This window comes from Mycobacterium sp. IDUB_39 (assembly GCF_055419205.1).
In genome coordinates this window covers 1,076,210-1,088,542 of sequence record NZ_JBVAXF010000002.1, presented here as the reverse complement: position 1 = coordinate 1,088,542, position 12,333 = coordinate 1,076,210, and the positions used below count along the sequence as shown (strand labels likewise).

Here is a 12,333-nt window from a genome sequence, read left to right as displayed (position 1 = left end):
GAGATGCAGTCGCACGGAAGTGTTTCGGTCTCGAGGAGACGTGCCTTGCGGGTCCGCCCGACGCAGGAGGAACGACTGACCGGGATCGGTATCACCGTTGGCGCGATGCCAGTGATTCGCGAGGACCACAGGATTTGCACCGCCGTCGCACCCGAAGCGGTCGTCACGGTGCGCAAGTGGGGCCATCAACCGCAACTCAGGCTTGTTCTTGAGAACAAATTCCGCCCAATTCAACCCGAAACCGGCTCGGCCACCGTAGTCACACCACCTCCCGAACCGTGGCCAAAGCTATTCCGCATCTGCAACATGAAATGGCTTATCTGTAGCATGATAGGACTTGCGTCGGCTGTGGATGGTCGCCAATAGGCCATGGCACAGCGGGGATTGGGGGCCCAGCATGATCACGCAGCGGGATTTAAGAGTGATCCCGCAATCGCAGGTCCTGGTGTACATCGGCGTAGGAATCCTGTCTGCCGGAGCCTTCACGGTCTCTTGGGGTGCTGTCGGACCGATATCCGACCTATGCCTGATCCTCGCCTTCGGAATAGCGCTTTTGCACGTGTTTTTTGGAGAATTGCGATTCACCGTGCCCGCATGGATATGGATTGCGCCACTCGGGCTGTTTATCTGCATTATTGGCAGATGGTTGCTTCCTGTGCCGGAGGACATTCTCGCCATTCGATATATCCCATCGCCATTTGTGCCAGACAATGTGACAAAAGGCGCAATCTGGATGGTAGCTCTGGTGTTGGTGCCTCTAACGATCATCGCTTGGTCAGCGATCGAACCGCGAACACCTCGTTGGGTGATGGGATCATTCATTGGAGGCATCACCCTATCTGCCGCTATCTCGATCACCGACCTCCTCAAGGTGACTCATATAGCTACGAGTCTGGGCTATGCCAGTAACAATTCACGGCAGACTGGCCTCACTGATCACCCGAACACGCTGGGCTTCACTTGCGCAATCGCGATTCCGATCGCTATGTACTTCATGGCGCGACGTGGGCGACTCACGTGGGTGGCATCGCGGTTGGCGTTTGTGGTTCTACTTGGCGGCGTCGTCGCTTCCGGGTCCCGGGGGACACAACTCGCAACTCCGATAATCATTCTGGCAACCTTGCTGTCAGCCCCGGAACGGCGTGCGGCTCTCAAGAATGTCGTCATTACTCTAGCGGTCTCGATGTCGGCCCTATTTGTGTTGGTGGAAATGCTTGCCAGCGATGTGCTAACGGACCTGTTTCGGTTTACTGAAGCGCGCAATACGGGTGCTAGTGACAGCGATGCCGAGCGAGCGATCCTGTTGAACCAAGCACTAAACGACGTCCAATCATACCCAGTATTTGGCCTAGGATTACGGCACATCGCCGAAGCTCACAGCATTTACATTCAGATCATCGCCGCCGGTGGTTTCGTTCTTGGTTGCACGATGTTGGCATATTGGATAGCTCTCATTTCGTCATGTTGGAGGCTTCGAGAAACCGGAAGCCACCTTGCAGCATGTTTGTTAATCTCCATTTTTACATGGTTGGGCCTCGGGGTCATCGAGAATCCGCTCACCGACCGATTTTTGTACTTTACGGTGGGATCGGTCGCAGCCCTGGTCTCCATACAGCAGAACGCCAAAAAGGAAGAGTACTTGCGCGATACGTGGTTGAGGCACACGACCGGTCCCGCACCCCCTCCAGCAATTCCGTCGAGACGAAACGGTGCTGATACTAAATCCCGGAAGGCATCGGCGAACAATCCCATCGGGGATAGTTGATGCGCCTACTGCTGGCTATAGCTTTGACTGGCCTGACGCTTCTTAGCGGAGCCGTTTTGCTGACTTCAGCCCACGAAGCCGAGGCGCCGTCAGCCTCGCCGCAGTTGCGCGAGCCGAACTCACCACTGATCGTTTCCGGTGAAGCTCAGAACGTCCTCTCATTCTCGGTCCTCGGTGATTCGTACGCCGAGGGCACCGGAGCGGGCTCACTGGGCGACGGATGGGTACAGCTCCTATCGTCCGATTTGTGCTGGCAGCTTGTCGACAATGCCTCTGAGGGAGGTACCGGGTACGCCAATGACAGTGGAGCGGAAGGCAAGAGCGCGTTTCCGACCCGAGTGGGCGACGCCGTAGCGGGAAAGCCACAGTTGGTCATCGTGGAAGGCGGGTTCAACGATGACGTTTTTCCGCCAAGGGAGGTGGCTGAAGCGGCTGATACCACGTTCATGGACTTGCGAACGGCGCTTGGGCCGGGCCCTGCGATCATCGCTATCGGCCCAGTGGCATCACCGAAGAAACCCGCAACAGTCCTGCGTCCCATTTCGGACGCAATCAGACAGGCGGCGAAGAATAACGACGTACTTTACGTGGACCCTATCGAGGAAAATTGGCTTGCCGACCCTGCGTTGTTCGTGTCAGACGGGTACCACCCGAACTCCAGTGGACACCGGCAGTACGCGTCCAGGTTGGAATCGCATTTGAAGGATATTGGCGCGCCCGGCTGCAAGTAGGTACGACTCGACAACAGCGTGGGCGCCTTGGTCTGATACGTCCGTTCACGGGTTCTTCTCGGCTATGGCCCACAACTCGATGAAGTCAGCACGAGAGTCGGTCAGCCCTTCATCCGCAAAGGATTCGAATGTCCCGAAGGTTCCGGCCCACTCGGCGATTCGTTTGTCGTGCACAATTTCTGTGTGCCCGTCTGGGAGTTCCAACTCTGCTCGTTCGCCAGCAATTCTGACTTCTGTCCGATAACTGGTCGATCCATCCTCTGACAGGGGCGGATCGATCGATCCCGTCTTCAGGATCGTTTCTTGGCTGACGTTCTCAGCTTGGTCCGCTGCGCGAACACCGAAAGTCCAATGCGTGGGAGTGACAGAGAGCTGCGCCGAAAACGGGGGGAACACCGCTCGTTGCGACACAATCAACACCATCGTGCCAGAGCCCCCTGCTTGCGGCGTGAAAACCCAGCGCGCACCAATGCTAGTAATCGGGTCTCCGAGGTCGGCGGTGGAGAAATAGCTTGCCGTGCGACCGTCGACGGTTGGTCGACTAACGAGTTTTCCACCTTCGATTCTGAAGCGGCCACCCAAGTCAGTCCGCGGAGTCTCGAGCAGCAGTGACGCACCTGGCCCAAATTTCCCGGGAGCTGGGCCGTCCTTCGACGCGCTGAAATCCAGGCGTGCTTCAACTGCATTGTCTGTGGCCAACTTTGCCGTTGATGAACAGCTCACGACGAAAAGCACAACCGCTAACGCAGTCGAGAACCGGTGCAGCCGCCCACTGCACGTGGTACTCGACTGCCGGATCATTTGAACCGTGCGCAGGTGGCCGGCGGGGGTTCGGGTGGAGCGTCTGAGGCATTGAATTCGAGAGGTGCGCAAAGCTGCGATTCGACCAGTGGGGTAACCATATTCGCCAGATACTGATGGCCGGCGGCGCTTAGAGTATTGCCATCTGGGCTTAGAAGGTCTGCTTGGCCAGCGAACCAACCCAAAGCGAGCGGGTCGGCAAAAGTTGCACCCGCAGCCTCGGCAGCTCCCTTGAGAACATCACTCACGCGCCCAATTTCCGGCCTCGGGGCGGCATCAGGCCAAGCGGGCCCGATCACCAAGATCTGCGCGGCCGGAGCAATTCTGTGAACCATTGCGTAGTCGCGAGCCGCCGCGGCCGCAAGTTCGTTCGGCGGTACATCCGCGTCGTTTCGGGAGCCGATGAAAACCACTAGTCGCGCGTCGTTGCGCACCGCACCTTCAAGCTTCTCGCCGAACGTTCCGCCGGCTGTGCCGCGAGCGACATAACCCGAACCGACCTCTGCGCCGACCGCCGGGCTTATCAGAAACCCGGCGCCTACCAGCTGCTGCCACATCAATTGCGGCCATTTCCCGTCGTCGTAGCCTTTGACTCCTGGACGGGGAGTATATGAATCGGTAACCACCGTGACAGGGTCTACGACCGGTAGACGTGCATGTTCTACTGGCGGAACGCTTGTCGTCGAATGGCAAGCGGTCACCGACAGCAAACACACTGCAACGAGGAGCTTCCCTCTCATGGTGAGGGCAGTCTAGCGGGGAGCTAGGTCGCAGTCTTGGCCAATGCCAAGTATCAGCCGGTCAGTTCGGTCGATTCGACGCCCCTGGCGGCCAACGGCATTTTGGAGACGATCCGTTTCTCGCCCTGTATCAGGCAGATTTGCTGTGAAGCGGTGGGCTGAACTCAACACCGCACCGATCTGGCGCAGCTAGAAGTCGACGATCCTGGATGTCGCATGCCATCGTTGTATCTCTACGCGCTTGTCGGTGTTGGCGTTGCCGTAGTACTGCTCGGCAGTGACAAATGGGGCGTCTGTCTTGCTGATGGAAGGATCTGAGTATGGGCCGTAGAGGGTGCCGGTCGGTGCCAGGACCCATGCCTTGCCGAGATCCTTGCGCACGTAGACAGCTACATGCTGAGTCTCGGTCGTGAATGTTCTTCCGTAAGCAACGTTTGCGATGATGGTCAGAACGCCGTCCTTCCACACGCCGTATTCGAAGCGGTCACTCAAGAAGACGACGTGCGCTGGGCTGTCGGGGGGCGCAGTGCCCGTGAGCGGGCCGGAAGGTAATGGGCTCGCGAACAAGCACAGGGCCAATTGACCGCTATCGGTGGTCCCTGACGGACCGAGATTCCAGTCGGCCTCAATGTATGCGGCAGTAGCGCTGAGCTGACCGGACGCGTATCCCGCTCCGCTCCCCGTGCCGTTGTAGGTGATTATGGATCTGCCTTCGGAAATCGTCGGTAAGGCGGTCTCGTTCGGGGTGTATGTCAGAGTCGCCTCCTGACCGGAGTCGAATGTCGAGGGATGTGGGCCGTTCGGCTTGGTGGTGTAGTCCTGGTACAGACTGGTGTAGTCGGCCGACGATGCCGACTGCGCACACCCGGCGGTCAGCAGGCCAAGCACTAGCACTCCGGATGCGATGCCTCGCAGCACTTTTGATGTCACAGTTGGCCTCCCGCCACCGTGCCGGCCCTCCCCGCGAGCCGTTGTGCGTCCGCATTACCGGTGCGCCGCCAGCCATAGAGAATTATGGCGAACCCCGCGCCGTTTCGCCGAGGAAACCCCGGGTTACCGGCGATCTTCTCAGGTTCACTCCGCCCGGCGTACCCGGAACAGCTTCACGTCGTCCTTGATGCCCTTGAGGTGCCGCGCGCCCGCGAACGACCACACGAACCGCTCGTCCGAGTCCAACCCGGCGGCGGCATCTCGCGTCGACTCGGCCACCAGGATCGCCCCCGGTCGGGACGCCGTCGTCACCCTCGCGGCGAGGTTGACCGATCCGCCGTACCAGTCACCGGCGCGACTCACCGCGAGGCCGGTCGCGACCCCTGTGCGCAATCGCGGAAAACCCTCGATGGCCTCGGTGGCGTCGACGAGGTCGAGCAGTGCGTCGAGCATCGCCACCGGGTCGCTACTGACGAGCATGACCTCGTCGCCGATGCTCTTGACGTAGCGCACCGGCGGCACCGCGACCGCACGGGCAAGGTCGGTGAGCTGATGGGCCAGCTTCTCCAGATCCTCGGGTGGAACCACCTCACCCAGGCGGGTGAAACCGACGAGGTCGGCGAAGGCGATGGTCACCTCCCGTGCGCCGGGCAGCGGGATGCCCTCGGCGCGCTCGGAGGCGTTGACGGCCTCAGTCTCCATGACGTGCAGCAGCTGCAGGCGCAGCATGTCGGTGATCATGGGACCGAGCAGGGGCTCAGTCTCGATCATCAGGGCTTCCGACCGCTTCGCCACATCGAGTTCGGTGGCACCTGGCTCCATCACCGCGGCCAGAGCGGCATACCGCATGACGTCGGCCGCTCGGGCCAGGCCCTCGGTGACCACCTGAACGACCAGCACGATCTGATCCGGGCTGAAGCCGAGATCGATGAACTTCTTCGCATACAGCGCGGACTCACCGTCGACGCGCATGTGCACTGCAGCGTCCGGATCCTCCACCCCCGCCAAGCCGCTCGCGCGCTGTATCCGCTCCAGGAGGTCGAGGTCGACGCCCGTTTCCGCGCTGATCTGGCGAGCCGACATCATGGTGCCGTCCTCACCGAGGATGCGGCGCGACGCCAGCAGCATGGGCTGATAGGAGTCTCGGATCTGCGCAACCGTCACGCCGCGTTCGAGCAGCCATGGAATGAGCTCGGCGCGTTCCTCGCGTGCGCTGCCCTCGAGGCCGTCGAGCAGGCCGGAGGCCTCGACGTCGAACTCTCCGATGTCGAACTCTTCGGTCACCGAGTCAACGTATACCGCGCGGCACGGATAGCCGGTGCGGTCGACGTCGGAAGGAATGTCGTCATGTCGTGCGGATAGACCACGTCGACGATGGCCGTGGCGGGAAAGCGATAGGGCTTGCCGAGCACCAGCCCGACGAACTGACGGCGCAGCCGCGACATCTCGGCTCGGACGGTGACCACCCGCGAGCGGTCGCCATAGAGGTCGTCCGCCAATTCCTGTGCGGAGCGCCCCTGCCGGTGCGTGGCCAGCACGTGCAGGATCTCCGCGTGGCGCGGCGAGATGTCGCGCCGCCAGCTCCCGAACTGCCCGACGACGTCCAGGGCTGTGCCCTCCCGCAGGTCGAGGGTGATGCGTGACGGCACGGGCGCATCGTCGGCGTCCTGAGCCAGACGGACCAACCAGCCGCCCGGAAGCGACTCCACGTCACACGCTCCCAGCGACGGGATCCAGGTGCGCCCGGGTACCCCGTTGTCCGGCAACAGAATCCGCCTGTGCGGGGGCAACGAGTCCACGGCCGCCACCCAGCCGTCCTGATCGACCGCCAGCGCGGGCCTGCCGACGCGCGCGAGAATCGGTGCCGCGATGGTCCGCAGCCGGTTGAGCGTGCGGTCGTGCACCTCGCGCAGTTGCGACTCCGCCAGCCGGGCGACCAGGTCGACCAGTGCGATCGTGGTGGGATGCACCGTCGCTGCCGGGCCGGACACGTCGACGACCCCGACCACCTGACCGGTACGCGGATCCTTGATCGGAGCCCCGGCGCACGTCCAGGCGTGATGGCTGCGCAGGAAGTGCTCTGCGGAGAACACCTGCACCGCACGGTGTGACGCCAGTGCCGTGCCGATGGCGTTGGTGCCCACAGCACCCTCGCTCCACTGCGCGCCCTCGACGAAGCCGAGCCTGTCGGCGTTGCCGAGCACGCGGGGTGAGCCGTACCGCCACAGCACTCGGCCGCGCGCGTCGGCGACGACCAGGATGTTGTCACCGCCCTCGATCACCGAATCCAGGCCACGTGAGACGTCATCGAGCACCGCGAACAGCCCGGACGCCTGCCGCAGCGCATCCAGACCGCTGGAGTCGACGTCGGGCGGGTGGTGGTGTTCCGGATCGATGCCCTTGCCCAGCAGCCGATTCCACGAATCGGCGATGACATCGCGCGGCCGAGCGGGCCCCCGGTTGCCTGCCATCGTGGCGTCGTAGACCTCCGACAACAGCATGGCGTAGCTGCGCGGATCATCGCCCGCCGCGACGGCGGGCTCTGGCGCACTAGGTGAAGCCGATGAGGAGGGCATCACCGTCGATTGTGCTCCACGTCACATCTCCTGTCACGCCGGGGCCGGTGCGTCACCGGTAGACCATGCCGCCGTCGATCAGGCCCGACTGTCCGGTCATGTAGTCCGCACCAGGTCCGGCCAGGTACGCGACGAATCCGGCCACATCCTCGGGCGTCTCCGGACGGCCCAGCGCGATCGTGGCGGAGAACTTCTCAAACGTCTCCCCCGCCGCTGCGCCGGTGATCTCGGCGAACCGCCTGTCGATCTCCACCCACATGTCGGTTCCGACGACGCCGGGGCAGTAGGCGTTGACCGTGATGCCGTCGACGGCGTGTTCCTTGGCCGCGGCCTGTGTCAATGCGCGCACCGCGAACTTGGTGGCGCTGTATGGGCCGAGCATCGCGAAACCCTCGTGGCCCGCGATGCTGGAGGCATTGATGATCTTCCCGCCGTGACCCAGTTCCCGGAACTTCGCGACGGCTGCCTGGATGCCCCACAGCACACCGTCGACGTTGATCGCCCACAGTCGCGCCAGATCGTCGGGCATCACCTCTGAGATCGGGCCCACCTGAGCGATACCGGCGTTGTTCACCATCACGTCGAACCCGCCGAGTGTCGACGCCGCGTGGTCGACGGCGGCGAAGACGGCCGAGCGGTCGGACACGTCGGCGACGAACGTGGTTGCCTTCGACCCGATCTCGGCGATCTCGCCGGCCACCGCCTCGACGGCCGCGGCGTGCACGTCGACCAGCGCCACATCGGCACCGTGGCGGGCCAGTTCCAACGCTATGCCCCGTCCGATGCCCCGACCTGCACCGGTCACGAGCGCGACCCTGTCGAGCAACGGCGCAGCAATGGATCTCGTCATGTCATACCCTCCGTGGTAATGGATTTCACGCCGACGGGTCGACGAGGACCTTCATCTTGGTGCCGGCGTGCAGGGCCTCGAAGCCCTCGTCGACGACGTCGTCGATGGGAATCGACGTGACCCATCCCGTCGTGTCGTACACGCCGCGGGCCATCAGGTCGATGACCGCGTCGAAGTCCGCAGCCGTGTAGCACAGCGAGCCCTGGATTCGGGACTCGTTCATCACCAGGTTCAACAGCGGTGTGGTGAGCGGCTTCTCGTAGATGGCGACGCTGACCATCGCCCGCCGCGCGCCCACGCAGGCCAGGGCAGTCTGCACGGCGGGGGCGACACCGGCCGCGTCGTAGACCGCGTCGGCTCCCCTGCCGCCGGTGTGATCGGCGATGAAGGCCGGCACGTCGAGGGACCCCGGGTCCAGAGTCCGCGCCCCAAGCCCCTCGATGGCAGCGCGCCTGGTGGGTGAGGGCTCGACGACGAAGACGTCATCAACACCCTTGCCACGCAGGGCGAACCACAAGCCGATCCCGATGGGTCCCGCACCGAACACCATCGCGGTGCGGCCGGGTCTTGGCTCACCGAGGGTGGCCGCGTGATAGGCGACCGACATCGGTTCCACGAGCGCACCCAGTTCGAGTGAGACATTGTCTGGCAGCCGGTGCAGCATGTTGGTGGGGACGACGGTGTACTCGGCCATGCCCCCGTCGGACATCAGCCCGTGGAAACCGATCTGGGCGCAGATGTTGTAGTTGCCGACCCGACAGGGCTCGCAGTGCCCACAGCGATAGATCGGCTCAACGGCCACCCGGTCGCCCTCGGCGTAGCCGGTAACGCCCGCACCGATCGCGGTGATGGTGCCGGCGAACTCGTGACCCATCGTCAGCGGCAACTGCTGGCCGGTGAGGGGATGCGGTTCGGTGGGCACGAATATCGGTCCTGCGTAGTACTCGTGCAGGTCGGTGCCGCAGATTCCGTTGTAGCCGACCTTCACCTTGACGGTGCCCGGTGTGGGCTGGGGTTCGGGCACATCGGTGACATCGAGTTTGTTGGGTCCGTAGTACACAGCTGCCTTCATGCAGCCTTTCTATGTGACCTGGCGCACAGGCATAAGAGTTGCAGGGGGTTGCAACCCTTGTGGGCCGCACCCCTGCGGGTGTGTCCTGCCTCACATGACTTCAACGATCGAAACCACGACTGCGGAAACCACGCGCTCCCCGCAGGAGCGCGTCGACGCCTGGCTCGCCGCCTTCGAGTCCGCTCTTGCCGTCCGCGATATCGAACGCGCCGTGAGTATGTTCGCCGTCGACAGTTTCTGGCGTGACCTGGTGGCGTTCACCTGGAACCTCAAGACCATGGAGGGCCGGGACAGCATCGCGGCCATGCTCACCGAGCGAGTGGCGCCGACCGATCCGGCCCGCTTCCGGACCAGGGAGGCCCCTAGCGACGACGGTGACGGCGTGGTGTCGGCGTTCATCGAGTTCGAGACCGCCGTTGGCCGAGGTGTCGGGCACCTTCGGCTCAGGAGCGACGCCGACGGGGACACAGCGTGGACGCTGCTCACCACCCTGCAGGAGCTCAAGGGCCATGAGGAGCGCAAGGGGTCGTCCCGAGTGTTTGGCGCGGTGCACGGCAGCGACCCCGACACCCGGTCGTGGGCGCAGAAGCGAGCCGATGAGGACGCCGCCCTCGGCTACACCGAGCAGCCCTATGTGGTGGTTGTCGGCGGCGGTCAGGGCGGTATCGCACTCGGTGCGCGGCTGCGCCAGCTCGGTGTGCCCGCCATCGTCGTCGACAAGCACGAGCGGCCCGGCGACCAGTGGCGCAAGCGGTACAAGTCGCTGTGCCTGCACGACCCGGTCTGGTACGACCACCTGCCGTACCTGCCGTTCCCGCAGAACTGGCCGGTGTTCGCGCCCAAGGACAAGATCGGCGACTGGCTGGAGTTCTACACCCGCGTCATGGAGGTGCCGTACTGGTCGAAGACGTCGTGCCTGTCGGCGACCTATGACGAGGCCGAGAAACGCTGGACTGTGGAGGTCAACCGCGACGGGGAGCGCGTCACGCTGCGGCCCGCGCATCTCGTGCTCGCCACCGGCATGTCGGGCAAGCCCAGCGTGCCGACCCTGCCCGGGCAGGACGTGTTCCGCGGCGAACAGCACCACTCGAGCGCGCACCCGGGACCTGACCGCTACGTCGGCAAACGCGCCGTCGTGATCGGCTCTAACAACTCCGCGCACGACATCTGCAAGGCCCTCGTCGAGACCGGTGTCGACGTGACGATGGTGCAACGGTCCTCGACGCACATCGTGAAGTCGGACTCGCTGATGGACCTCGGGCTGGGAGACCTGTACTCGGAGCGTGCGCTGGCCGCGGGCATGACGACGGAGAAGGCGGACCTGACATTCGCGTCACTGCCGTACCGAATCATGCACCAGTTCCAGATCCCGATCTACGACGCGATCCGGGAGCGGGACAAGGACTTCTACGACCGGCTGACCGCGGCGGGCTTCGACCTCGACTGGGGCGATGACGGCTCCGGACTGTTCATGAAGTACCTGCGACGGGGGTCGGGCTACTACATCGACGTCGGCGCATGCGACCTGATCGCCGACGGATCGATCAAGCTCGCGCACGGTCAGGTCGATCGCCTCACCGAGGACTCCGTGGTGCTCGCCGACGGCACGGTGCTGCCCGCTGATGTGGTGGTGTACGCGACCGGCTTCGGATCGATGAACGGCTGGGCGGCCGACCTCATCGGCCAGGACGTCGCCGACAAGGTCGGCAGGGTGTGGGGCCTGGGATCGGAGACGACGAAGGACCCCGGACCGTGGGAGGGCGAGCAGCGCAACATGTGGAAGCCCACCCAGCAGGAGAACCTGTGGTTCCACGGCGGCAATCTGCACCAGTCACGGCACTACTCGCTGTACCTGGCACTGCAGCTCAAGGCGCGTCACGCGGGTATCCCCACTCCCGTGTACGGCCAGCAGGAGGTGCACCACCTCAGCTGAGTTCGACGGCGATCTCGTGGAGCCACACCCGCCTCCCCCGGGTGTGGCTCCACCACTTGCTTTGGTCGACAGTTCGCTTTGGTAGACAGTGGTGTGCGCGCACCTGAGGTTGCGGGGTTGCCTCCGATCGTCGGCGGCCGGCCCTCGGTGCTCATTCTCGGCAACGCACCCAGCGTGCTGTCGCTGGAAACCCAGCAGTACTACGGCAACCCACGCAACGGGTTCTGGCGTATCGCGGGCGAGTTGTACGGATTCGACCCCGCCGCCCCGTACGCCGAGCGCACAGCCGCCCTGGTGGAGCACGGCGTCGCGGTCTGGGACGTCCTGCACCACTGCCGACGGCTCGGCAGCCTGGACTCCGCTGTCGAACGGGACAGCATGGTGCCCAACGACTTCGAGCCCTTCTTCGACGAACATCCCGAAATCTCCCGGGTCTTCTTCACCGGTGGCGCTGCCGAGGCGAACTACCGGCGCCTGGTCCACGTGAGCGCCCGCGTGACGTATGCCCGGCTGCCGTCGACGAGCCCGGCACACACGATGCCGATCGCCGCCAAGCTGGCCGCGTGGCGGGATGTTATGGGCGACTAAAGCCGATCCACGATGTCCTTGGCTTCCTTGAGACTCAGCCCGGACTGCTCGCGCAGCAGCTTGATCGCGTTGATCTTCTTCCCGCTGGCCGCAAGGATTCGGACCTCGTCGCTGACCCACCCCTCGTGAAACTCACCGGCGGGCGCGGGCGGCACCGGTTGGGGCCCAGCCCCCTGGCCTGACCGCAAGGCCGCGTGCTCGAGGGCGGCGACGCGCCGTTCCAGGGCTTCGATGCGCCGCTGCAAGTCAGAGTCCGAGTTTCCGAAAAGTGCCATGCCGCACAGTGTCGCGCATCGCTGATCGCCAACTTCGGTGTCCATACCGGTTTCGTCGTCCAGGATTTGCGG

At 63.8% G+C, this 12,333-nt stretch carries 12 protein-coding genes; 4 read left to right on the top strand and 8 right to left on the bottom strand.

The window, feature by feature from the left end; genetic code table 11:
- Positions 1–397 precede the first annotated feature (397 nt).
- Together ACZY0X_RS11345 and ACZY0X_RS11340 are read left to right on the top strand one after the other, a co-directional pair.
- Complete coding sequence (locus ACZY0X_RS11345) at positions 398–1,765, top strand: O-antigen ligase family protein (protein ID WP_463770335.1); 1,368 nt, start codon at positions 398–400, stop codon at positions 1,763–1,765.
- Positions 1,765–2,496, top strand: coding sequence for an SGNH/GDSL hydrolase family protein (locus ACZY0X_RS11340; protein ID WP_463770333.1), 732 nt, complete (start codon positions 1,765–1,767; stop codon positions 2,494–2,496). Before ACZY0X_RS11345 ends, ACZY0X_RS11340 begins: the two co-directional genes overlap by 1 nt.
- Positions 2,497–2,541: 45 nt before the next feature.
- Here the strand turns inward: ACZY0X_RS11340 and ACZY0X_RS11335 are convergent, their stop codons facing one another.
- The 7 genes from ACZY0X_RS11335 to ACZY0X_RS11305 form a co-directional block, all read right to left on the bottom strand.
- Positions 2,542–3,195, bottom strand: coding sequence for a hypothetical protein (locus ACZY0X_RS11335; RefSeq protein WP_463770331.1), 654 nt, complete (start codon positions 3,193–3,195; stop codon positions 2,542–2,544).
- Between the two features lie 98 nt (positions 3,196–3,293).
- A complete protein-coding gene (locus ACZY0X_RS11330) occupies positions 3,294–3,923 on the bottom strand; it encodes an SGNH/GDSL hydrolase family protein (RefSeq protein WP_463770329.1) in 630 nt (209 codons plus the stop codon).
- 303 nt (positions 3,924–4,226) lie between these two features.
- Positions 4,227–4,925, bottom strand: coding sequence for a hypothetical protein (locus ACZY0X_RS11325; protein ID WP_463770328.1), 699 nt, complete (start codon positions 4,923–4,925; stop codon positions 4,227–4,229).
- Positions 4,926–5,111: 186 nt separating this feature from the next.
- On the bottom strand, positions 5,112–6,251 hold the full coding sequence (locus ACZY0X_RS11320) for an adenylate cyclase regulatory domain-containing protein (RefSeq protein ID WP_463770327.1): 1,140 nt from the start codon (positions 6,249–6,251) through the stop codon (positions 5,112–5,114).
- Positions 6,248–7,543: a helix-turn-helix domain-containing protein gene (locus ACZY0X_RS11315; protein WP_463770325.1), complete on the bottom strand. Its 1,296-nt coding sequence runs from the start codon at positions 7,541–7,543 to the stop codon at positions 6,248–6,250. Before ACZY0X_RS11315 ends, ACZY0X_RS11320 begins: the two co-directional genes overlap by 4 nt.
- A gap of 52 nt (positions 7,544–7,595) precedes the next feature.
- On the bottom strand, positions 7,596–8,393 hold the full coding sequence (locus ACZY0X_RS11310; protein WP_463770323.1) for an acetoin reductase: 798 nt from the start codon (positions 8,391–8,393) through the stop codon (positions 7,596–7,598).
- A gap of 25 nt (positions 8,394–8,418) precedes the next feature.
- On the bottom strand, positions 8,419–9,465 hold the full coding sequence (locus tag ACZY0X_RS11305) for a 2,3-butanediol dehydrogenase (protein ID WP_463770321.1): 1,047 nt from the start codon (positions 9,463–9,465) through the stop codon (positions 8,419–8,421).
- 94 nt (positions 9,466–9,559) lie between these two features.
- On the opposite strand from ACZY0X_RS11305, the gene ACZY0X_RS11300 reads away from it, so the two are divergent.
- Together ACZY0X_RS11300 and ACZY0X_RS11295 are read left to right on the top strand one after the other, a co-directional pair.
- Positions 9,560–11,398 (top strand): NAD(P)-binding domain-containing protein, encoded by a 1,839-nt coding sequence (locus ACZY0X_RS11300; RefSeq protein ID WP_463770319.1) that lies wholly within the window; start codon positions 9,560–9,562, stop codon positions 11,396–11,398.
- Between the two features lie 117 nt (positions 11,399–11,515).
- Complete coding sequence (locus ACZY0X_RS11295; protein ID WP_463770317.1) at positions 11,516–11,986, top strand: DNA-deoxyinosine glycosylase; 471 nt, start codon at positions 11,516–11,518, stop codon at positions 11,984–11,986.
- Here ACZY0X_RS11295 and ACZY0X_RS11290 read toward each other — a convergent pair.
- Entirely contained in the window at positions 11,983–12,261 is a 279-nt protein-coding gene (locus ACZY0X_RS11290; RefSeq protein ID WP_463770315.1) for a ribosomal protein L7/L12, read from the bottom strand. The two genes, ACZY0X_RS11295 and ACZY0X_RS11290, sit on opposite strands and share 4 nt — an antisense overlap.
- Positions 12,262–12,333 lie beyond the last annotated feature (72 nt).

Bases quoted from the DNA above. Each gene is read 5' to 3' on its own strand.
- ACZY0X_RS11300 (WP_463770319.1), top strand. From the start codon at position 9,560: ATGACTTCAACGATCGAAACCACGACTGCGGAAACCACGCGCTCCCCG.
- ACZY0X_RS11340 (WP_463770333.1), top strand. From the start codon at position 1,765: ATGCGCCTACTGCTGGCTATAGCTTTGACTGGCCTGACGCTTCTTAGC.
- ACZY0X_RS11315 (WP_463770325.1), bottom strand. From the start codon at position 7,543: ATGCCCTCCTCATCGGCTTCACCTAGTGCGCCAGAGCCCGCCGTCGCG.
- ACZY0X_RS11345 (WP_463770335.1), top strand. From the start codon at position 398: ATGATCACGCAGCGGGATTTAAGAGTGATCCCGCAATCGCAGGTCCTG.
- ACZY0X_RS11305 (WP_463770321.1), bottom strand. From the start codon at position 9,465: ATGAAGGCAGCTGTGTACTACGGACCCAACAAACTCGATGTCACCGAT.
- ACZY0X_RS11290 (WP_463770315.1), bottom strand. From the start codon at position 12,261: ATGGCACTTTTCGGAAACTCGGACTCTGACTTGCAGCGGCGCATCGAA.
- ACZY0X_RS11310 (WP_463770323.1), bottom strand. From the start codon at position 8,393: ATGACGAGATCCATTGCTGCGCCGTTGCTCGACAGGGTCGCGCTCGTG.